The sequence below is a fragment of the Denitromonas iodatirespirans genome, from assembly GCF_018524365.1.
Classification (GTDB): Bacteria; Pseudomonadota; Gammaproteobacteria; order Burkholderiales; family Rhodocyclaceae; genus Nitrogeniibacter; species Nitrogeniibacter iodatirespirans.
The window spans coordinates 244,010-265,928 of sequence record NZ_JAEKFT010000004.1 but is presented as its reverse complement, the minus strand read 5'-3'; the positions used below and the strand labels follow the sequence as shown (position 1 = coordinate 265,928).

18 protein-coding genes are annotated in these 21,919 nt (G+C 65.9%); 15 read left to right on the top strand and 3 right to left on the bottom strand.

Annotated elements, in window-relative coordinates:
• Positions 1 to 141 precede the first annotated feature (141 nt).
• Positions 142 to 1,056 (bottom strand): ZIP family metal transporter, encoded by a 915-nt coding sequence (locus I8J34_RS05560; protein ID WP_214360388.1) that lies wholly within the window; start codon positions 1,054 to 1,056, stop codon positions 142 to 144.
• Positions 1,057 to 1,434: 378 nt separating this feature from the next.
• Here I8J34_RS05560 and dnaX point away from each other — a divergent pair, with 378 nt between their 5' ends.
• The 10 genes from dnaX to I8J34_RS05510 all read left to right on the top strand — a co-directional run bounded on the left by dnaX (position 1,435) and on the right by I8J34_RS05510 (position 10,173).
• Positions 1,435 to 3,300 carry a DNA polymerase III subunit gamma/tau gene (gene dnaX, locus I8J34_RS05555; RefSeq protein ID WP_214360387.1) on the top strand — a complete coding sequence of 622 codons (1,866 nt, stop codon included), beginning with the start codon at positions 1,435 to 1,437 and terminating at the stop codon, positions 3,298 to 3,300.
• 29 nt (positions 3,301 to 3,329) lie between these two features.
• On the top strand, positions 3,330 to 3,653 hold the full coding sequence (locus I8J34_RS05550; protein WP_214360386.1) for a YbaB/EbfC family nucleoid-associated protein: 324 nt from the start codon (positions 3,330 to 3,332) through the stop codon (positions 3,651 to 3,653).
• Between the two features lie 81 nt (positions 3,654 to 3,734).
• A complete protein-coding gene (recR, locus tag I8J34_RS05545; RefSeq protein ID WP_214360385.1) occupies positions 3,735 to 4,328 on the top strand; it encodes a recombination mediator RecR in 594 nt (197 codons plus the stop codon).
• A gap of 34 nt (positions 4,329 to 4,362) precedes the next feature.
• On the top strand, positions 4,363 to 5,568 hold the full coding sequence (locus tag I8J34_RS05540) for a CaiB/BaiF CoA transferase family protein (RefSeq protein ID WP_214360384.1): 1,206 nt from the start codon (positions 4,363 to 4,365) through the stop codon (positions 5,566 to 5,568).
• 223 nt (positions 5,569 to 5,791) lie between these two features.
• Positions 5,792 to 6,385: a ubiquinol-cytochrome c reductase iron-sulfur subunit gene (gene petA, locus I8J34_RS05535; RefSeq protein ID WP_214360383.1), complete on the top strand. Its 594-nt coding sequence runs from the start codon at positions 5,792 to 5,794 to the stop codon at positions 6,383 to 6,385.
• Between the two features lie 3 nt (positions 6,386 to 6,388).
• Complete coding sequence (locus I8J34_RS05530; protein ID WP_214360382.1) at positions 6,389 to 7,660, top strand: cytochrome b; 1,272 nt, start codon at positions 6,389 to 6,391, stop codon at positions 7,658 to 7,660.
• Positions 7,660 to 8,427, top strand: a complete 768-nt coding sequence (locus I8J34_RS05525; protein WP_214360381.1) for a cytochrome c1 — start codon at positions 7,660 to 7,662, stop codon at positions 8,425 to 8,427. The genes I8J34_RS05530 and I8J34_RS05525 overlap by 1 nt, the downstream gene beginning before the upstream one ends.
• A 93-nt stretch (positions 8,428 to 8,520) precedes the next feature.
• Positions 8,521 to 9,117: a glutathione S-transferase N-terminal domain-containing protein gene (locus I8J34_RS05520; protein ID WP_214360380.1), complete on the top strand. Its 597-nt coding sequence runs from the start codon at positions 8,521 to 8,523 to the stop codon at positions 9,115 to 9,117.
• Between the two features lie 61 nt (positions 9,118 to 9,178).
• A complete protein-coding gene (locus I8J34_RS05515; RefSeq protein WP_214360379.1) occupies positions 9,179 to 9,601 on the top strand; it encodes a ClpXP protease specificity-enhancing factor in 423 nt (140 codons plus the stop codon).
• Positions 9,602 to 9,711: 110 nt separating this feature from the next.
• Positions 9,712 to 10,173 (top strand): hemerythrin domain-containing protein, encoded by a 462-nt coding sequence (locus I8J34_RS05510; RefSeq protein ID WP_214360378.1) that lies wholly within the window; start codon positions 9,712 to 9,714, stop codon positions 10,171 to 10,173.
• Between the two features lie 60 nt (positions 10,174 to 10,233).
• Here I8J34_RS05510 and I8J34_RS05505 read toward each other — a convergent pair whose 3' ends face one another.
• The gene (locus I8J34_RS05505) at positions 10,234 to 11,499 is read right to left on the bottom strand and encodes a D-amino acid dehydrogenase (RefSeq protein ID WP_214360377.1); all 1,266 of its coding nucleotides are present in this window, start codon (positions 11,497 to 11,499) and stop codon (positions 10,234 to 10,236) included.
• Between the two features lie 129 nt (positions 11,500 to 11,628).
• Between I8J34_RS05505 and I8J34_RS05500 the strand changes: the two genes are divergently transcribed.
• The 5 genes from I8J34_RS05500 (at position 11,629) to I8J34_RS05480 (ending at position 21,052) form a co-directional block, all read left to right on the top strand.
• Positions 11,629 to 12,630 (top strand): class 1 fructose-bisphosphatase, encoded by a 1,002-nt coding sequence (locus I8J34_RS05500; protein ID WP_214360376.1) that lies wholly within the window; start codon positions 11,629 to 11,631, stop codon positions 12,628 to 12,630.
• Between the two features lie 284 nt (positions 12,631 to 12,914).
• Positions 12,915 to 16,580 carry a trifunctional transcriptional regulator/proline dehydrogenase/L-glutamate gamma-semialdehyde dehydrogenase gene (gene putA / locus I8J34_RS05495; RefSeq protein ID WP_214360375.1) on the top strand — a complete coding sequence of 1,222 codons (3,666 nt, stop codon included), beginning with the start codon at positions 12,915 to 12,917 and terminating at the stop codon, positions 16,578 to 16,580.
• 175 nt (positions 16,581 to 16,755) lie between these two features.
• The gene (locus I8J34_RS05490; protein WP_214360374.1) at positions 16,756 to 17,886 is read left to right on the top strand and encodes a branched-chain amino acid ABC transporter substrate-binding protein; all 1,131 of its coding nucleotides are present in this window, start codon (positions 16,756 to 16,758) and stop codon (positions 17,884 to 17,886) included.
• 94 nt (positions 17,887 to 17,980) lie between these two features.
• Positions 17,981 to 19,720: an autotransporter assembly complex protein TamA gene (locus tag I8J34_RS05485; protein ID WP_214360373.1), complete on the top strand. Its 1,740-nt coding sequence runs from the start codon at positions 17,981 to 17,983 to the stop codon at positions 19,718 to 19,720.
• Positions 19,721 to 20,026: 306 nt separating this feature from the next.
• Positions 20,027 to 21,052: a porin gene (locus tag I8J34_RS05480; protein WP_214360372.1), complete on the top strand. Its 1,026-nt coding sequence runs from the start codon at positions 20,027 to 20,029 to the stop codon at positions 21,050 to 21,052.
• A gap of 94 nt (positions 21,053 to 21,146) precedes the next feature.
• On the opposite strand, the gene I8J34_RS05475 is transcribed toward I8J34_RS05480, so the two are convergent.
• Positions 21,147 to 21,917: an outer membrane lipoprotein-sorting protein gene (locus I8J34_RS05475; protein WP_214360371.1), complete on the bottom strand. Its 771-nt coding sequence runs from the start codon at positions 21,915 to 21,917 to the stop codon at positions 21,147 to 21,149.
• Positions 21,918 to 21,919 lie beyond the last annotated feature (2 nt).

The following is a 21,919-nucleotide window of genomic DNA, read 5'->3' as shown; positions in this document are numbered from 1 at the left end:
CTACTTCGACCGGCTCGGCGTACCTCGGCTCTCATGACCTCAACTGCTCGAACCGCCCGGTGCGGACCCGCATGCCGGGTGGTGTGGGAGGGGATCGGTCAGAATACCTGACCGCCCCTATCCCGATTGGCGCCCGCGCGCTCAGGCCAGCGCGGTGTCGAGCAACATCATCACGCAGAAGCCGATCAGCAAGCCTTTCGAGGCCGAGCGCTCGTGGCCGCTGCGATGCGACTCGGGGATGATCTCGTGGCTCACCACCAGCAGCATGGCGCCAGCCGCCAATGCCAAGCCCCAAGGCAGGGCGACGGCCGAGACCTGGATGAGGCTGGCACCGAGGACGGCGGCGATCGGCTCGACCAGACCCGAGGCCGCGCCCACCAACGCGGCGGTGCCAGCCCGATAGCCCGCGCCGCGCAAGGCCAATGCCACCACCAAGCCCTCGGGAATGTCCTGGATCGCGATGCCCATGGCCAGCGCCTCCGCGCCTGCGCCGTCCTTGGCCGCGGCGACGCCGATGGCCAGGCCTTCCGGCAGGTTGTGCAGGGCGATGGCGAAGACGAACAGCCACACTCGGGCCAGCGCTTCGGTGTCCACGCCTTCCGCGCCGTTCAGGAAATGTTCGTGCGGCAGGCGGCCGTCCAGCCACAACAGGGCGCCGCCGCCGGCCAGGATGCCGGCAACCATCACGCCGCCAGCGATCCACGGATCGTTCCACAGCGCCCGCGCGGCATCCAGCCCGGGGATGACCAGCGAAAACGCCGTCGCGGCCAGCATCACGCCGGCGCCGAAGCCGAGCATGGCCGCTTGCGTGCGGGCCGACAACGGGCGGGCGAACAGCACCGGCAAGGTGCCCAGTGCGGTGGCCATGGCGGCCAACAGGCCGCCGGAGAGCGCGCGGCCGACAATCGGATCGGCCGCCATGGCCGACAGCATCCGGTAGAGGTCCTGGCCGAAGACGGCCAATCCGGCGACGAGCAGCAGGATGCCGAGCAGCCGCCGTGGCGGGGCTTCGGGGATGAGGCTGTGGGACAGGAGACGGAGATCGCGGGTGGTCATGGGGCACTCCGGTTCGATATGTGAATGCCTCTAGTTTGCCGAGGTCTGAAAATAGATTCCAACGATTAATTGCTAATGTGGTGATAGGTCGAGTCAATGAATGATGGCAGCGCTGCCAAGACGGCACGGGGCCGGGGTGCCTGGGTCGTCGAGTTCAGTGGCCGAGGGCGTAGCAGGCCATGGCGTCGATCAAGGCCTGGCGCCAGTGGGCGAATGGAGCTTGCATGGCGGCGTTTCCGTTGAGGAGGTGGTGTCAGCATAGGAGGCGACGGGCGGCAATGAAATTTCATTGATTCAATGTTTGTCGTAGCTCCCGGCTATCGCCGTCGTGCGCTCGCCGCCCCCCGGCAAATCGGGTGCCTCTGCTAGAATCGCGCCATGAGTTATCAGGTCCTCGCGCGCAAGTGGCGCCCCAAGAGTTTCGACACCCTGGTGGGGCAGGAGCATGTGGTCCGGGCGTTGACGCATGCGCTCGAAACCGGGCGCCTGCACCATGCCTATCTGTTCACCGGCACGCGTGGCGTGGGCAAGACCACCATCGCCCGCATCCTGGCCAAGGCGCTCAATTGCGAGACGGGCGTGACGCCTACCCCCTGTGGGGTGTGTTCGTCCTGCCAGGAGATCGACAGCGGGCGATTCGTCGATCTGCTGGAGGTCGACGCGGCCACCAACACGCGTGTCGACGAGATGCGCCAGTTGCTCGAAAACGCGGTCTACGCCCCGACCCGCGGGCGCTTCAAGGTGTATGTGATCGACGAAGTGCACATGCTCTCCAACTCGGCCTTCAATGCCATGTTGAAGACGCTGGAGGAGCCGCCCGAGCACATCAAGTTCATCCTCGCCACCACCGATCCGCAAAAGATTCCGGTGACCGTGCTGTCGCGCTGCCTGCAGTTCAACCTCAAGCAGATGCCGCCTGGTCACATCGTCGAGCATCTGTCGCGCATTCTCGAAACCGAAAACATCCCCTTCGATGCGCCGGCACTGCGGCATATCGCCAAGGGCGCCAGCGGGTCGATGCGCGATGCGCTCTCCTTGCTCGACCAGGCCATCGCCCATGGTGCCGGCCAGGTCGAAGAGGCCGGCGTGCAAGCCATGCTCGGCTCGGTGGGGGAAGATCACCTCTATGCGATTCTCGACGGCCTGGTGGCCGGCGACGTGTCGGCGATCCTGCAGGTGGCCGAGGCGATGGATGCGCGCAGTCTGTCCTTCGACGCCGCGCTGCAGGCGCTGGCCTCGCTGTTGCAGCGGATTGCCGTGTTCCAGTTCGCGCCGACGGCGATTGCCGATGAGGTCGAGCAGGCTAGGCTGCAGCCCTATGTCGAGGCCTTCGACCCCGAATTTCTCCAACTGGCCTACCAGATCGCCATTCACGGCCGCGATGAGCTGCCCTTGGCGCCCGACGAGCCGGCCGGTTTCGTCATGACGCTGTTGCGTCTGCACGCTTTCCGCCCGGTGCAGGCGGCACCGTTGGTGGGCGGCGGCAGTGCCCCGATGCCGCGCGTGGCCGAGAAGACGGCGGCAGCGTCGCCTGCGCCGGTGCGCGCTGCCGCGACCGCCATGGCGGCGGCCCCGGTGGCCCGGACGCCGGTGGCAGCGGCTGCCGCCGCGCCGGTGGTGCCGGTCGTCCAGGAGACCGCCGCGCCGCCGGCGCCTGACCTTGCACCGGCTTCTGTTGCCGCACGTGGCGATGTGCCGCCATGGGAGGACTTGCCCGAAGAGGCGCATGCCCGATCGGAGGATCGCCCGCTATCCGGTGATGAGCCCCCGCTCGACACCGTCGAGGTGGCGGCCGAGCCATCCGTGCCCGAACCGAAGCCCACATCCGCGCCCGTGCGGGCTGCTGCCGTCGTGCCGTCGGGCGATGTGGACTGGCATGGCCTGATCGTCGAGCTGGGTCTCAAGGGTATGGTGCGCGAGCTGGCGCAGCACTGCGAATGGCTGGGCATGGCCGAGGGCAGCATCCGCCTGCGGCTGAGCGAAGCCCACCGCCATCTGATCGCCATGAATCGCGGCAACCGCGAACGCCTACAGGCGGAGATCGACCGCCATTTCGACCGTCCGGTGAAGCTCGACATCGAGATCGGCGGCATCGAAGGCGAAACCCCGGCACAGCGCGACGCCGCCACGCGTCAGGCGCGTCTGGCGCAGGCGATCGCCTCGCTGGAGCAGGACCCATTCGTACAGGAAATGATCGAGCGTTTCGACGCCACCTTGCAGGAGGCGTCGGTCCGCCCCTTGTGACATAGCGGATTGCACTGGAGAAAAGCACCATGATGAAAGGCGGTATTGCGGGCCTGATGAAACAGGCCCAGAAGATGCAGGAAAACATGCAAAAGGCGCAGGAAGAGCTGGCATCGATCGAGGTCGAAGGCCAGGCCGGCGCCGGCATGGTCAAGGTCACCATGACCTGCAAGCACGATGTGCGTCGCGTGCAGATCGACGACTCGGTGATGGACGACCGCGAAATGCTTGAAGACCTGCTGGCTGCCGCGGTCAACGATGCCGTGCGCCGGGTCGAAACCACCACGCAGGAAAAGATGGCCGGGTTCTCGGCCGGGCTGAACCTGCCCCCCGGCTTCAAGATGCCGTTCTGATGCTGTGATTCGTGATGGATGGTTGGCCATGGAGGCTCGCGTCTCCAGCCATGACCCATGCCGAAGCACCAATCACCCCCCATGACCCCGTCCACGCTAGACGCCCTCATCGAAGCCCTGCGCTGCCTGCCCGGTGTGGGCCCGAAATCGGCCCAGCGCATGGCCTACCACCTGCTGCAACGCGACCAGCGCGGCGCCGCGCGTCTGGCCGGTGCGCTGGCCAAGGCGCTGGAGGTGCTGCGCCACTGCGCGCGCTGCAACACATTTACCGAAGACGAGATCTGCCAGCGCTGCGCCAATCCGCAACGCGACCCGCGCCTGCTGTGCGTGGTCGAGATGCCCTCCGATCTGGCGATGATGGAGCAGACCCACGCCTTCAAGGGCATGTACTACGTGCTGATGGGGCGCATGTCGCCGCTCGATGGCATCGGCCCGCGCGAGCTCAAGCTCGAGAAGCTGGTCGAGCGGGCGACCGACGGGGTGGTCGAGGAGGTGATTCTGGCCACCAACTTCACCAACGAGGGCGAGGTGACGGCGCACACCGTCAGCGAGCTGATGCGCGCGCGCGGCCTCAAGGTCAGCCGCATCGCCCGTGGCGTGCCGGTCGGTGGCGAACTGGAGCACACCGACATTGGCACCATCGCCCAGGCGCTGATCGAGCGCCGGTCGGTGTGAGCGCCATGCGCCGGCGTCCACAGGCACTTCATCGATGACGCAGAACGCGCACGACAAGCCGCTCAAGGGCGTCCGGGTGATCGAGTTCGGCACCCTGATCGCCGGGCCCTTCTGCACCCGGGTGCTGGCCGAGTTCGGTGCCGAGGTGATCAAGATCGAGGCGCCGGGCAGCGGCGATCCGCTGCGCAAGTGGCGCAAGCTGCATGGCGACACCTCGCTGTGGTGGTATGTCCAATCGCGCAACAAGCAGTCGGTGACGCTCAACCTGAAGGCGCCCGAGGGCGTGGCGATCGCCCGCCGCCTGGTGGCCGGGGCCGACATCGTGGTCGAGAACTTCCGGCCCGGCGTGATGGAAAAGCTGGGGCTCGGCTGGGAGACGCTCAAGGCCGACAATCCGGCGCTGGTGATGGTGCGCCTGTCCGGGTTCGGCCAGACCGGCCCGTATCGCGACCAGCCGGGTTTCGGCGCCATCGGCGAGTCCATGGGCGGGCTGCGCTACATCACCGGCGATGCCGACCGCGCGCCGGTCAAGACCGGCATCTCCATCGGTGACTCGATTGCCGCGCTGTGGGCCGCGCTGGGGGCGTTGATGGCCTTGCGCCATCGCGAGGTCAACGGCGGGCAGGGGCAGGTGGTCGATGTGGCGCTGTACGAGGCCGTGTTCGCCATGATGGAGAGCATGGTGCCGGAGTTCGACCGCTTCGGCTTCGTGCGCGAACGCACCGGCAACGTCATGCCCGGCATCACCCCCTCCAATACCCATACGGCACGCGACGGCAAGCACATCATCGTCGGCGGCAACGGCGATGCCATCTTCAAGCGCCTGATGCTCGCCGTGGGGCGCCCCGACCTGGCCGAGGATCCGGCGCTGGCCGACAACGCCGGGCGCGATGCCCGGGCGGCCGAGATCTACGGCGTCATCGACGACTGGGTCGGTCGGCACGACGGGGCGTTCGTGCTTGAAACGCTGAAGGCGGCGCAGGTGCCGGTGTCGAGCATCTACTCGGTGGCCGACATGTTCGCCGATCCGCAATACCTTGCCCGCCAGATGATCGAGCGTGTCGGCCTGCCCGACGGCGCCTCGCTGGCCATCCCCGCCGTGGTGCCGAAGCTGACGGCCACGCCGGGCGGCACCGACTGGCTCGGCCCGGCGCTGGGGGCGCATACCGAGGCGGTGTTGGCGACATTGGGGTTCAGCGAGGAAGAGGTGCAGCGCCTGCGTACGGACGGCGTGGTTTGACGCAAGGCCGGCCACTGAAAATTAGCGACTTCTGATGCTGTTCTGCAGCATTCGTGGTGTTTTCGAACCGAATCCGGATCAAGTATTTTGCACCGTGATCACCGCAAACCTTTGATTGACAAGCGTTTCAAAAGATCGGGGTTTTTCTGCGGTGCCATATTCGTTATACTCTCGCGGTTTTTGTATCTAGAATTTTTGCTTCCTTTTTGCGGGGAAATGGCTCATGAGCGTTGATGAAAAGATGGACGGTGGCCGTCGGCAGTTGTTGCTGGCCACGTCGGTCGCAGGTGGCGCGGCGGTGGCGGCGACAGCCGTCCCCTTCGTGGCCAGCCTGACACCGTCGGAGCGTGCCAAGGCAGCCGGCGCACCGGTCGAGGCCGACGTCAGCAAGCTGGCGCCGGGCGAAATGATGACCGTCGAGTGGCAAGGCAAGCCGGTGTGGATCCTGCGGCGCACCGAAGAGATGCTGGCGACGCTGGACAAGCTGGACGACCAGCTGGCGGACCCGAACTCCGACAAGTCGATTCAGCCTGAGTATGCGAAGAACCCGGCGCGTTCGATCAAGCCCGAATTCCTGGTGACCATCGGCATCTGCACCCACCTGGGCTGTTCGCCGTCGCAGAAGTTCAAGATCGGCGCAGCCAGTGGTCTGGGCGACGATTGGCCGGGCGGCTTCCTGTGCCCCTGCCACGGTTCGACCTTCGATCTGGCCGCCCGGGTGTATGCCGGCAAACCGGCCCCGACGAACCTGGACATCCCGCCGCACAAGTACCTGGCGGACACCAAGATCCTGATTGGCGAAGATGGGACGGCATAAGTCATGACCACAAAATCTCAAGCCCTGCTCAACTGGGTGGACGAGCGTTTTCCGCTCACGTCGACCTGGAAGGCGCATCTGTCCGAGTACTATGCGCCGAAGAACTTCAACTTCTGGTACTTCTTCGGTTCGCTGGCCCTGCTGGTGCTGGTGATCCAGATCGTGACCGGTATCTTCCTGGTCATGCACTACAAGCCCGATGCGTCGCTGAACGCCGCCGGCGTGCCGGTGGCCTTTGCCGCGGTCGAGTACATCATGCGCGATGTGCCGGGCGGCTGGCTGATCCGCTACATGCACTCGACGGGCGCCTCGGCGTTCTTCGTGGTGGTGTATCTGCACATGTTCCGCGGTCTGCTCTACGGCTCCTACCGCAAACCGCGTGAGCTGATCTGGCTGTTCGGCGTCGGCATCTTCCTGGCGCTGATGGCCGAAGCCTTCATGGGCTATCTGCTGCCCTGGGGGCAGATGTCGTTCTGGGGCGCCCAGGTGATCGTGAACCTGTTCTCGGCGATCCCGGTGATCGGCCCGGATCTGGCGCTGGTCATTCGTGGCGACTTCGTCGTCTCTGACGCCACCCTGAACCGCTTCTTCTCCTTCCACGTCATCGCCGTGCCGCTGGTGCTGATCGGCCTGGTGCTGGCCCACATCGTGGCGCTGCACGAAGTCGGCTCCAACAACCCGGACGGGGTGGAAATCAAGAAGAAGAAAGACGCCAACGGCATCCCGCTCGACGGCATTCCGTTCCACCCGTACTACACGGTGAAGGACATCGTCGGCGTGGTCGGCTTCCTGATTGTCTTCTCGGCGGTCATGTTCTTTGCGCCCGAGGGCGGCGGTTACTTCCTCGAGTACAACAACTTCCTGCCGGCCGACCCGCTGGTCACCCCGCCGCATATCGCGCCGGTGTGGTACTTCACCCCGTTCTATTCGTTGCTGCGCGCCGTGACCTATCCGTTGTTCGGTCTGGATGCCAAGTTCTGGGGGGTGATCGCCATGGGCGCCGGGGTGGTGATCTTCGCCTTCCTGCCGTGGCTCGATCGCAGCCCGGTCAAGTCGATCCGCTACAAGGGCCCGATCTTCAAGACCGCGCTGGTGCTGTTCGTGATCGTGTTCTTCATCCTCGGCTACCTGGGTGTCCAGCCGCCTGACAACGGTGGCATCAAGGACCGTACGACGCAGATCTGCTCGGTGCTGTACTTCGCGTTCTTCCTGCTGATGCCCTGGTACAGCAAGTTGGACAGCTGCAAACCGGAACCGGAAAGGGTGACTTCCTGATGAAAACGCGTGCAATGAAATTCGTGAAGCGCCTGTTCGCGGTCGCGCTGTTTGCGCCGGTGGTGGCCATGGCCGCAGGGGCGGCGCTGCACCTGGACAAGGCGCCGGTCAGTACCGACCCGGCCGCCTTGCAGAATGGCGCAAAGGTCTTCGTCAACTACTGTCTGAACTGCCATGGCGCCAGCTTCATGCGGTACAACCGTCTGAAGGACATCGGCTTGTCCGAAGAGTTGATCAAGGACAACCTGCTGTTCACCGCCGACAAGATCGGCGAGCAGATGAAGATCGCCATGACGCGGGACAACGGCAAGGCCTGGTTTGGTGCGGCACCGCCGGATCTGACCCTGGTCGCGCGGGCCCGCGCGTCGGAATTCGGCAGCGGTGCCGACTGGCTGTATACCTACCTGCGCCAGTTCTACCGTGACCCGAACCGGCCCACCGGCTGGAACAACAAAGTCTTCGAAAACGTCGGCATGCCCCACGTGCTGTGGGAACTGCAGGGCGACCAGGTAGCTCATATCGAAGAGAAGGACGATGGCCACGGCGGCAAGCTCAAGGAAGTCTCGCTCGAGTTGGCCAAGCCGGGTACGCAGACGACGGCCGAGTACGACAAGACGGTTGCCGATCTCGTGTCCTTCCTGGTCTGGATGGGCGAGCCGATGGCCGAGAGCCGCAAGAACATCGGCGTCATCGTTCTGATTTTCCTGACCGGTCTGTTCGTCCTGAGCTACGCGCTCAAGAAGAACTACTGGAAAGACATCCACTGACCGGCAGGCCGTCGTTTCGGCGGCCGCTGGTGATCAATGGCGCCGTATGCCTCCAGGCATGCGGCGTTCAGCATTCATGGAGCTGTTACTGTCATGATGAATCTGTATTCCGGGACGACGGACCCTTTCAGCCACCGTTGCCGGATTGTGCTCTTTGAAAAAGGCATGGACTTCCAGGTGATCGATGTGGATCTCGATCACAAACCCGAAGACATCGCCGTGATCAATCCGTACAACCGTGTGCCGGTGCTGGTCGATCGCGATCTGGTGCTGCACGAGGCGAACATCATCAACGAATACATCGATGAGCGCTTCCCGCATCCGCAGCTGATGCCGCCCGACCCGATCATGCGCGCCCGTGCGCGGCAGTTCCTGCACACCTTCGAGCAGGAGTTGTTCGCCGGCATCGAACTGCTCGAAAAGAACCAGAAGGGCGCCGACAAGGTGCGCGCCCAGGTGCGCGAGCAACTGACGCAGCTGGCGCCGATGTTCGCCAACCAGAAGTTCATGCTGGGCGATGATTTCTCGATGCTCGACGTAGCCGTTGCGCCGCTGCTGTGGCGCCTCGAGCACTACGGCATCGATCTGCCCAAGGCCGCCGCGCCCTTGATGAAGTACGCCGAGCGGGTGTTCAGCCGTCAGGGCTTCATCGATTCGCTGACGCCTTCCGAGAAGGTGATGCGCCGCTGATCCACGACCGCGGGGCTGCCGGCGTCGTGCCGGCCCCCGCGGCAGTGTTGCAGGAAACGCCATGTCCGAGGTCTCCACCAAGCCCTACCTGATTCGCGCCATCCATGCGTGGTGCACCGATCAGGGATTCACCCCTTACCTCGCCGCGCTCGTCGATGAGCATGTTCGCATTCCGCCGGGCACCGCGCGCGAAGGCCAGATCGTCCTCGATATCGGCTTCGAGGCGACCCACCAGCTCGATCTGGGTAACGAAATGATCCAGTTTCAGGCCCGTTTCGGTGGCGTCGCCCAGTGGGTGCGCATTCCGGTCGCCAATGTGCTGGCGGTCTATGCACAGGAAAACGGTCACGGCATGGCCTTCGAACCCGAGCCCTTCGATGGCGAGTCCGCGCCGGCGCCGGAACCTGCGCCCGATGCGACCGAACCGGAGGCTCCCGCCGACAAGCCGGCCGCCGAGCGCAGCCACCTCAAGGTCATCAAGTAACCGCCCGACCGCCGGTCGGCGGGTCGCCGGAGATTGACCTGCGTCACGGCCCGGCGTGCGCAAGCTCGCTATAAACAATCCCGGGATCGATTCGGAAGCGGAAGCGCAAAATGGCCACCATGGAATGGACTGAGAATCTGGAAGTCGGGCTGGGCCCGATGGACGACACGCATCGCGAGTTCGTGGTCTGCTACAACGCAATGGTCAACGCCGACGACAGCGCGTTTCTGGGGCAGCTCGACGCCTTCATCCAGCACACGGTGCGCCATTTCGCGCAGGAAAACGTGTGGATGGAAAAGGTCAATTTCCCGGGCTGCCACCGCGCCGAACATGATCGCGTACTGGCGGTCATCCAGGATGTGCGAAAGCGTGTCGCCAACGGTGACATCGCGCTCGGCCGCCGGTTGGCCGAGGAGTTGCCGGCCTGGTTCGAAACCCACGCTACCGGTATGGATGCGGCGCTGGCCTTTCATCTGCAGACGCTCGACTTCAACTTCAAGACCGGCGAGATCGGTAATCCGGCTGCGCTGGCCGATGTCAGCTGCAGTACGGCGAGTCACGAAACCGCCTGACGGGTGCATGCCGCATTTTGAAAGGCCGCCGGCAAGGCGGCCTTTTCGCATCCACGACCCCTAGTCGAAACGCGAACCCAGAAACGGAAAATCCGGCCGGGGCGGGGTGCCCGACATCAGGTCGGCCAGCGCGGCGGCCGAGCCGCAGGCCAGCGTCCAGCCGAGTGAGCCGTGGCCGGTGTTGTAGTACAGATTGATCATCTTCCCCTTGCCGATCAGCGGCCGGTTGCTCGGTGTCGAGGGGCGCAGCCCGCACCAGGGCACGGCGCCGGCCGGGTCGGTGGCGCCGGGGAAGTTGCGCTGCGTCCAGTCGATCAGGTTCTGGCAGCGGGCGGCATCGATGTTCAGGTCGTAGCCATTGAGTTCGGCCGTGCCGGCAACCCGGAAGCGGTCGCCAAAGCGTGAGCAGACGATGCGTCGCGCCTCGTCGGTGAGGCTCACGTCGGGGCATCGGGCGGGGTCGATCACCGGCAGCGTCACCGAGTAGCCCTTGACCGGATAGACCGGCAGGTACTCGCCCAGCGGTGCCACCAGCCGCGGGCTGTAGCTGCCCATGCACAGCACGTAGGCGTTGGCCTCGAGAAGATCCCGCGTGCCGTCGGCGAGGACGACCTCGAGCCCCGACACCCGCCCGCCCTCGCGGACGATGCGCTCGATGCCCGTGTCGTAGCGGAACTGCACGCCGCGTTTGGCCAGGAACTCGCCGAGCGCGGCGACAAAGGCATGGGCATCGCCCGATTCGTCGTCCGGGGCAAACAGGGCCCCCGCGGGCGGCTGGGCCAGATGCGCCAGGGCGGGCTCGATGGCCAGGGCGCGGTCGCGGTCGCAGGCTTCGGCCGTGATGCCGAGCCGGGCCAGCGCAGCGGCGCGGTGGCGGGCTTCGGTCGCCGCACCGGTACCGAAGAACAGATGCAGGATGCCGCGTTGCTGGTAGCGATAGTCGATGCCGGTTTCATCGCGCAGCTGGCGCAGCTGCTCGCGGCTGTAGCGGGCGAGGGCGGCGATGGCCGCCGTGTTGCGATGGGTGCGCCAGGGCAGGCATTCGCGCAGGAAGGCGGCGCTCCACAGCCACTGGCGCCAGTCGGCGCGCGGCCGGAAGCGCAGCGGCGCGGCGTCGTTGCCCAGCCAGCGCAGCACCGTCATCGGCGCCGAGGGGTTGGCCCAGGGCTCGGGGTGGCTGACCGAGATCTGCCCGCCGTTGGCAAAACTGGTCTCCATGGCCGGCGCACTCTGGCGCTCGACGACGGTGACGTCGAAGCCGGCCTTGTTCAGATACCAGGCAGAGGTGACGCCGGCCAGACCGGCGCCCAGGACCATGACGTGCATGCAGGGCGAGATGCGCAGTGGAGGTGAGGCGCAGGATGCGAGCCGGCATCATACCGCCAACGTGCAGTCGCGCGCCGAAAACGGGATAATTCGCCGATCACGATAGACGAACCCCCTGGAGTCAGTTTCATGCAACGAATTTCGCTCACGCAGTTTCTCATCGAGCAGCAGCGGGCCGGGCGCACCACCGCCGATCTGCGTCTGCTCATCGAAGTGGTGGCGCGGGCGGTCAAGGCGATCAGCGTCAATGTGTCGAAAGGCGCGCTGGCCGGTGTGCTGGGCGAGGCCGGCTCGGACAACGTGCAGGGCGAGGCGCAGAAGAAGCTCGATGTGATCGCCAACGAAATCCTGATCCAGGCCAACGAGTGGGGCGGCCACCTGGCCGGCATGGCCTCCGAAGAGGTCGAAGATGTGCGCCCGATCCCGCGCGAGTTTCCCAAGGGCGGCTATCTGCTGCTGTTCGATCCGCTCGACGGCTCGTCGAACATCGACGTGAACATCTCCGTCGGCACCATCTTCTCGGTGCTGCGTTGCCCCGAAGGCTGCACCGAGCCGGTCGAGGCCGACTTCCTGCAGCCGGGGCGCGACCAGGTGGCGGCGGGCTATGCGCTCTACGGCCCGTCAACCCAGCTCATCCTCACCGTCGGCGACGGGGTGCACGGCTTTACGCTGGACCGCGAGATGGGCAGCTTCGTCTACACCCATCCGTTCATGACGGTGCCGGTCGACACCCAGGAGTTCGCCATCAACGCCTCGAACGCCCGCTTCTGGGAGGCCCCGATCCAGCGCTACGTGAGTGAGATGCAGGAAGGCAAGACCGGTCCGCGCGGTCGCGACTTCAACATGCGCTGGGTGGCCTCGATGGTGGCCGACGTGCATCGCATCCTCACCCGCGGCGGGGTCTTCATGTATCCGCTGGACGAAAAATGCCGCGCCCAGGGCGGCAAGCTGCGCCTGATGTACGAGGCCAATCCGATGGCGATGATCGTCGAGCAGGCCGGCGGTGCGGCGAGCACCGGGCGCGAGCGAATTCTCGATCTGGTGCCGACGCGTCTGCACCAGCGCGTGCCGGTCATTCTGGGCTCGCGCAACGAGGTCGAGCGCGCGGCGCGCTATCACACCGAAGCGTGATCCGACGCCTCTCCTGTCGATCGACCGCGGCCCGTTTTGGCCGCGGTTTTTTTTTCCACCTCCGTCGATGAAGGGGGGCGATCGAGGGCGAATTTTCCTGTGGCGACGGGCTGGCGAAACAGCGTTGCCAAGACGGCGAAACGGGCCGTTTGAGCGATTTACCGCGCTGCGGTGAGTCCTTAGACTGCACGGCTGAGCGGCCGCGAACCCTTGTCCGGCCGCCATTTCCGATCCGTCTTTCGTCCGGTGCCGCCGTGGCGGCGCCGGCAACCAGGAGTTTCACCATGGGTCTGTCTCCCCAAGGCCGTGAAGCGGCCGCGTTGCCGCAGGATGATCGTGGCGCGCTGCGCCGGGCGATCGATGCGGCCTATCGCACGCCCGAGCCCGAGTGCGTGCCGGCGCTGGTGGCGGCGGTGCAATTGCCGGCCGAGCAGGGGGGACGCATCCGTGAACTGGCCCGCAAGCTGGTGGTCGGCCTGCGCCAGAAGCGTACCCGCTCCAGCGGTGTGGATGCGCTGATGAAGGAATTCTCGCTCTCCAGCCAGGAGGGCGTGGCGTTGATGTGCCTGGCCGAGGCGCTCTTGCGCGTGCCCGACCGGGCCACCGCCGACAAGCTGATCCGCGACAAGATCGCCCGCGGCGACTGGCGCGCCCACCTCGGCCAGAGCCCGTCGCTGTTCGTCAATGCCGCCACCTGGGGGCTGCTGATCACCGGGCGGCTGGTATCGACATCCAGCGAAAAGCGCCTCGGTGCCGCGCTCAACCGCATCGTCGCGCGCGGCGGCGAGCCGCTGATCCGCAAGGGCATGGACCTGGCCATGCGCATGCTCGGCGAACAGTTCGTCACCGGGCAGGACATCGACGAAGCGCTCGAGCGCGCCAAGGCCTGCGAGAAGCGCGGCTACCGCTACTCCTTCGACATGCTCGGCGAAGCGGCCATGACCGCCGCCGACGCCGAACGCTACACCCGCGACTACGAAGCGGCCATCCACGCCATCGGCCAGGATGCCGGCCAGCGCGGGGCGGTCGCCGGCAACGGCATATCGGTCAAGCTCTCGGCCCTGCATCCGCGCTATGTGTGGGCGCAGCGCGACCGTTTCATGGCCGAGCTGCTGCCGCGCTTGAAGGCGCTGTGCCTGCTGGCCAAGGGCTACAACATCGGCCTGAACATCGACGCCGAAGAGGCCGACCGGCTCGACCCCTCGCTCGACCTGCTCGAAGCGCTGTCGCTCGACCCCGACCTGGCCGGCTGGGACGGCATCGGTTTCGTGGTGCAGGCTTACCAGAAGCGCGCGCCGGCGGTGCTCGATTTCATCATCGACCTGGCGCGCCGCAGCGGCCACCGGCTGATGATCCGCCTGGTCAAGGGCGCCTACTGGGACAGCGAAATCAAGCGCGCCCAGATCGACGGCCTGCCCGGCTACCCGGTGTATACCCGCAAGGTGTACACCGATGTGTCCTACCTGGCCTGCGCCCGCAAGCTGCTCGCCGCGCGCGACGCGGTGTATCCGCAGTTCGCCACCCACAACGCCCACACGCTGGCGGCGGTGTATCACATGGCCGAGGGCAATTACCGCGTCGGCGACTATGAATTCCAGTGCCTGCACGGCATGGGCGAGACGCTGTATGACCAGGTGGTCGGCGCCGACAAGCTCGGCCGGCTGGTGCGCATCTACGCGCCCGTGGGCAACCATGAGACCCTGCTCGCCTACCTGGTGCGCCGTCTGCTCGAGAACGGCGCCAACTCCAGCTTCGTCAATCGCATCGTCGACGAGAACGTGCCGGTCGAAGAGCTGATTGCCGATCCGGTCGAGGTCGCAGCCCGCCTGGCTGGCGCACCGCATCCGGCGATCGCCCTGCCGCGTGACCTCTATGGCGCCACCCGCGCCAACTCCACCGGCTTCGACCTGTCCAGTGAAGCGGTCCGCGCCCGCCTGGCCGAGGCGCTGGACGCCTCGCGCGCCACGCTGGTGGCGGTGCAGCCGCGGGTGGCCGGTGTGACGGCGGGCGGCACGCCGCAGCCCGTCACCAATCCGGCCTGCCGTGACGACATGGTCGGCTCGGTGGTCGAGGCCGATGCCGCCACCGTGCAGGCGGCGCTTGCCGCCGCGGCCGACATCGCCCCCGAGTGGGGTGCGACGCCGGCACCGCAGCGCGCCAGCATGCTGCTGGCCGCTGCCGACGCGATGGAAGCCGCCGCCCCGGAGCTGATCGCCCTGATCGTGCGCGAAGCCGGCAAAACCTTCGCCAACGCCATTGCCGAGATCCGCGAGGCGGTCGACTTCTGCCGCTACTACGCCCGTCAGGCGGCCGACCATTTCGACCCGGTGGCGCATCCGCCGCTGGGCCCGGTGGTGTGCATCAGCCCGTGGAACTTCCCGCTCGCCATCTTCACCGGCCAGGTGGCCGCGGCGCTGGCCGCCGGCAACCCGGTGCTGGCCAAACCGGCCGAGCAGACGCCGCTGATCGCCGCCAAGGCAGTGGCCTTGTTCCATGCTGCCGGCGTGCCGCTGGCCGCGCTGCAATTCCTGCCCGGCTCCGGCGAGGTGGTGGGCGCTGCGCTGGTGGCCGATGCGCGCACCTGCGGCGTGATGTTCACCGGCTCGACCGAGGTCGCGCGGCTGATCCAGCGCACCCTGGCCGAGCGCGGTGGCGACATCCCGCTGATTGCCGAAACCGGTGGCCAGAACGCGCTGATCGTCGATTCCACCGCCTTGCCCGAGCAGGTGGTGGCCGATGTCATCGCCTCCAGCTACGATTCGGCCGGCCAGCGCTGCTCGGCGCTGCGTGTGCTGTGCCTGCAAGACGAGATCTACGACCGCACGCTGGCCATGCTCAAGGGCGCCGTGGCCGAGCTGCGCATCGGCTCGCCAGAGGATGTGCGCAACGACATCGGCCCGGTCATCGACGCCGCGGCGCGTGATCAGCTCCAGGCCCATGTGGCCGCGATGCGCGATCGCTACGAATGCTCCGCCATGCCGCTGCCCGAGGCCTGCGCTGCCGGCACCTTCATGGCGCCGACGCTGATCGAGATCAGCTCGCTGGCCAGCCTCGAGCGCGAGGTGTTCGGCCCGGTGCTGCATGTGCTGCGCTATCGCGCGCAGGATCAGGGCGTGCTGGTCGACGCCATCAATGCCACCGGCTACGGCCTGACCCTCGGCGTGCATTCGCGCATCGACGAATCGATCGCCTATGTGGCCAGCCGGGCGCATGTGGGCAACATCTATGTGAACCGCAACATCATCGGTGCGGTGGTCGGCGTCCAGCCCTTCGGCGGCGAGGGCCTGTCCGGCACCGGTCCGAAAGCCGGCGGGCCGCTGTATCTGCACCGCCTGGTGCGTGGAACGGCCGGGCCGCAGGAGATGGCCGCGCTGACGCCCATGCCCGACCCCGTGCTCGACACTTTCGCCGAATGGCTCGACGGGCCGGCGCGGGCCTTCGTCGACGGCGAGAGGGTGGTCCAGCTGCGCGACCGTTTCGACGACTATCGTCGCAGCTCGATGGCCGGGCGCGAGTTCGTGCTGACCGGCCCCACCGGTGAAGACAACCGCATCCGCTTCCTGCCGCGCGAGCAGCTCGCCGGCGTGGCCGAGAGCACGGCGGCCTGGCTTCACCAGATTGCTGCCATGCTCGCCACTGGCAGCCGCATCGCGCTCGAGGCCCGGCCCGGGCTCGAGACGCTGGTGGCTGCCTTGCCCGAGGTGGTGCGCCAGCGGGTCAGCGTGGTGCCGGACATCATGGCCACCTTGTTCGATGCGCTGCTGTATGACGGACCCCAGCCGCATGCCGACACGCTGCGCCGCCAGCTGGCTGCACGGCCGGGGCCGATCGTTTCGCTGGTGGGCCCGACGCCGGCCTACGACCTGGCGCGGCTGGTGACGGAGCGCACGCTGAGCATCAACACCGCCGCGGCCGGTGGCAACGCCAGCCTGATGGCGATTTCCAATTGATCCGGTGTGGCGCTATGCTCGTCGCCACGCCCGCAAGACATGGGCAGTCCGTCATGACCCGGCAACGGGGCGTGACCCAGGCAACCATGGTAAGGCGGCAGTGCGCTCCTAGGGCCGCATTGACCGTTGTTGATTGAACCACGATACAACTAGGAGAGACTCCGTGGAACGCAGAATGAAGATCCAACTGACGACGCTCGCTGCTGCAGTTACGCTGTTTGCCGCTGCTCCCGCCATGGCCGCCGAAACCGTGGTCAAGCTGGGCTTTGCCGCCCCGCTGACCGGGCCGCAGGCGCATTACGGCAAAGAGATGCAGAACGGCGTGGTGCTGGCCGTGGAAGAAGCCAATGCCGCCAAAACCATGCTGGGCGACAAGGTCGTGCGCTTCGAGCTGAAGTCCGAAGACGACATGGCCGATCCGCGAACCGGTACCGCGGTCGCCCAGAAACTGGTCGACGAAGGCATCAACGGCATGATCGGCCACTTCAACTCCGGCACCTCGATTCCTGCTTCCCGGGTGTATTCGGATGCCGGCATTCCGCAGATCGCCATGGCGACCTCGCCGGTGTACACCTCCCAAGGCTACAAGACCACGTTCCGCGCCATGACGTCCGACACCCAGCAAGGCTCGGTGGCCGGCAAATTTGCCGTCGATAAGCTCGGCGCCAAGAAGATCGCCATCATCGACGACCGCACTGCCTACGGCCAGGGCCTGGCGGACGAGTTCGGCAAAGCGGTCAAGGCGGCCGGTGGTGAGATCGTCAAGCGCGAGTTCACCAACGACAAGGCCACCGACTTCGCCGCCATCCTGACCAACATCAAGAAGACCAACCCGGACCTGATCTATTTCGGTGGCGCCGATGCACAGGCAGGCCCGATGATCAAGCAGCTGAAGCAGCTGGGCATCCAGGCCAAGTTCATGGGCGGTGAAATGGTCAAGTCGCCGACCTTCGTGAGCCTCGCAGGTGACGCCGCAGAAGGCGCCATTGCCTCGCTGGCCGGTGTGCCGCTGGCCCAGATGCCGGGTGGCAACGACTATGCCGCTCGCTACAAGGCGCGCTTCAATGCTGAGGTCGAGACCTACTCGCCCTATGCCTACGATGCCACCCGCGCCATGATCGAAGCCATGAAGCAAGCCGGCTCGGCCGACCCGTCGGCCTATCTGCCGAAGCTTGCCGCGATTCAGTTCGCCGGCATCACCTCGCGCAGTATCGCCTATGACGCCAAGGGCGATCTCAAGTCCGGCGGCATCACGCTCTACCAAGTGAAGGGCGGCGAATGGACGGTGATGGAAACGGTGCAGTAAGCCGTTCCACGCTGATGCATCGGCGGCGGCCAGCGGGCCGCCGTTTTTCGTTGACCTTGGCGTCCGCGCGGAGCAGCCGTTTTACAATGGCGCGATGACGTCGACCTCTCACCCTCTGTGGCGCTTCCTGGCCGGGCTGTGCGGATGTCTGCTGGCTCCGCTGGCGCTGGCCGCCGCGCCGATCGAGCTGATCGCGCCGGACGCCGTACGCCCGCTGCTGGCCGCACACCTGACCACCCTGCGAGAAGACGCGCTGCCCGATGTTGCCGACGAGCGCGAACGCCAGGCACTGATCCGCCGCACCCGCACGGAAGTCGAGTCGCTGCTGGCCACCGAAGGCTATTTCACGCCGACGGTGCGGCGCGTCGGCGATACCAAAATGCCCATGCGCGTCGAAGTCATTCCCGGCGCGCGGGCCGAGATCGCCGAGGTCGACATCCGCTTTGCCGGCCAGCTGACCGACGCCCGCTACGCCGAGCGGCGCGAGGCGCTACGGCAGGCCTGGGCGCTGCCGGTCGGCGCCCCGTTCCGCCAGGCGGACTGGGACAGCGCCAAGGGGCAACTGCTCGATGCCGTGGCCTATCGCGACTTCGCCGCCGCGCGCCTGACCCAGACACGCGCCGAAGTCGATCCGGAGGCTGCCCGGGTGCGGCTGTCGGTCAGTATCGATTCCGGGCCGCCCTTCACCCTGGGGCCGCTGGAGATCGAGGGCTTGCAGGATTACCCGGACGATCTGGTCGCCCGCTACAACCTGATCGAACCTGGCGACGCCTACGATCAGGATCGCCTGCTCGAATTCCAGAGCGTGCTGCAGTCGACGCCGTATTTCTCCTCCGTCATCGTCGATGTGCCGACCCGCGGCATCGATCCGGAGCGGGTGCCGATCCAGGTGCGCGTGGTCGAAGCCCGGCCCAAACGGGTCGGCCTGGGGATTGGTTTCAGCAGCAACAACGGCTATCGCACCGAAGCGTCGTATCGCGACGCCAATCTGTTCGGTCGCGGCTGGCTGCTGACTACCGGTGTTCGCCTGCAGCAGCGCGACCAACTCGCCTACGCCGACATCTTCCTGCCGCCGGAACGCGGCGGGCGGCAGGACAGCCTCGGTGCCCAGATCGAACGCAGCGATACCCAGGGCCTGCGCATCACCAGCAGCGCCATCGGTGTGGCCCGCCGCCATCAGCGCGGCGACATCGAAACCCACCTGGCGCTCAAGCTGCAACGCGAGATCTATGCACCGGAGGACGCCGAGGAGGATCATCGCCAGGCCTTGTCGCTCAACTGGACGTGGACCTGGCGCCAGGTCGACAACCTGCTCGATCCGCGTGAAGGCTTTGTCGTCTCCGGCCAGATCGGCGGCGGCGCCAAGGCCGCGCTCTCCGATCAGAACTTCCTGCGTCTGGCCGGGCGCGTCGTGCGCTACCAGCCGGTCGGCGAGCGTGACGTGATCATTCTGCGCGCCGACGGCGGTGTGACGCTGGCGCCGAGCCGCGACGGCATCCCGCAGGACTTCCTGTTCCGTACCGGCGGCGCACAAAGCGTGCGCGGCTACGCCTACCAAAGCCTCGGCGTGGCGGAGGGCAGTGCCACGGTCGGAGGCCGCTACATGGCCGCCGTCAGCGCCGAGTATGTGCATTGGCTGAAGAACGACTGGGGCATTGCCGCCTTTGTCGACGCCGGCAACGCCGCCGACGAGCGCGCCACCTTCCGCCTCAAGCCCGGCTACGGCCTGGGTGCCCGCTGGCGCAGCCCGGCCGGCCCCTTGGCGGTCGATCTGGCCTACGGTCACGACGATCGCACGCTGCGCCTGCACTTCGCGATCGCCGTGGCGTTCTAGTCGGGCGTCTTGCCCGATAGGTGCGCCTGCAGGGGGGGCGGCTTTCAACCCGGCAGGACCGGCCAACACCAGCCTGCGGCCTACCAAAGTGGCCAAAACATCACAGGGAAAATGCCGCTCTCCGTCCGCGGGTGTTTCGCGATGTTGCACAAAAGCAACAGCCCGATCCGGAAAGCCACGTTATTTGGGGTTCTCGCTTGCGACAAGACGCCAGGGTTTGCAGAATCACCCCAACTTCTCGGCTTGAGAGGTCAGTCGGGCCCAGGCAACCCCTGGGGTTCAACTACACAATCTTAGGAGAAATCCATGCAGAAGAAACTGATCGCCATGGCCATCGCCGGCATGATCGCCGCTCCGGCCTTCGCACAGTCCAACGTGACCGTGTACGGCATCATCGATACGTTCGTCGGTTTCGGTAAGGCGGGTGACGCCAAGTTCTCGGGTGTTGCCAACGGCGTGCTGAACGGCCCGCGTATCGGCTTCAAGGGCGAGGAAGATCTGGGCAACGGCCTGAAGGCCAAGTTCACCCTCGAGCAGGGCTTCAGCTCCGACGACGGTGAGCCGAACTCGTCCAAGCAATTCCATCGTCAAGCTTGGGTTGGCCTGGAAGGCGGCTTCGGTTTCGTTGGCCTGGGTCGTCAGTACGCGCCGGGTTACCACGCATACCGTAACGCAGCCATCGCTGCTGGCGCGCTGGATCCGTTCGCCATTCTGGCCGGTGCCAAGAGCCTGCAAATCGACGCCGGCTCGGACTCTCGCTGGGACAACTCGATCAACTATCAGTCGAAGTCGTTCGGCGGCTTCAGCGCCCAGGTGATCTACGGCTTCGGTTCGACCGAAGCTGATACTCAAGCGAAGAACCCGAACCGCAACAACGACGACCGCGTTAGTCTGGGTCTGAACTATGCCAATGGCCCGCTGAACCTCGATTACATCTACGTTGATGCTGGCAACACGGCCTTCGGTGATGATCACAAAGAGCACTACCTCGGCGCTGCATACGACTTCGGCGGCTTCAAGCTGGTCGGTTCGTACCAGATCGCTCGCCAGGACGCGGACGATAGCGACGTTAAGGTGTACCAGATCGGCGGTATCATTCCGGTCGGCAATGGCAACATCCACGTTGCTTACGGTGCCCGCAACGAAGACGCGCAAGACTCCGACAGCCGTTCGTTTGGTCTGGCTTACACCCACAACCTGTCGAAGCGCACCATCGCTTACGTCGGTCTGAACCGCACCACGAACGACGACGCAGTTGCTCTGGGCGCGCTGGCCAAGGCAAATGGCGAGAGCTCCAACGCTGTGGGCTTGGGCATCCGCCACGCTTTCTAATCGATTCGTCGATCTGAAAGTTGAAAAAGGCGCCTTCGGGCGCCTTTTTCTATGGGGCGCCGATGATGGCGCCCTTTTCATATTTTGTTCTGCGTCAGTTCAGTTTCTTCAAGTAGTCCTTGGTGAACAGTTTGTCCGGCAGGGGGCGAGGGTTCATCGCGCTGTAGGTCAGGACCGACACATCGCCACTCTTCAGCCCATCGGTCATCACCAGCCGGGTCGGGCGCACGGCGCCGGCCATTTCTCGATAATCCGTGTATTCGCAGGTTTTCAGCAGGCGCCCTGAGACGGCGTAGAACGCGGCCTTGCGGGGGCGTTGGGTGGCGACATCGATCCAGTATTCGACGCGGGCATAGGTGACGCCGTCGTCGACCGCTGTCAGCTCCAACACATGGGCCGGCTTGCCGTCGATGGACTCTTCACGCAGGTACTTGGCGGTGTAGTCGCCCGTGAAGTTGGCGCGGGCCAAGTCTCCGTTGGCCACCTGGCCGGTGAGCCGCTGTGCCAACGACAGGCGCACCGGCTGCGAAACCGAGGGTAGAAAGACCCACAGATCGCGATGTTTCATGAGCAGGATCTGGCCGCGTTCGCTGGCTGGCTCCAGGGTGAGGACCACGGTGTCTTCGCGACCCTTGGACAGCACCCGGTAGCGGCGCTGGTCGGCCGTCTCGCTGTCGCTTTGACGGCTTTCGATGTCGATGTCGACCTGAAAACTGTCCTGCGGAAAGCGAATCGCATCGGTGCTGGCGAGCAGGGCGTTGGCGTCGGGGGGCTCGGCGGCCGAGGCGGTGGCGCCGAACGCGGCGAGGGCGCCGAGAAGTGCGGCACGCAGGGCGGTGCGGCGGAGTCGAAATGGCTGTGTCATGA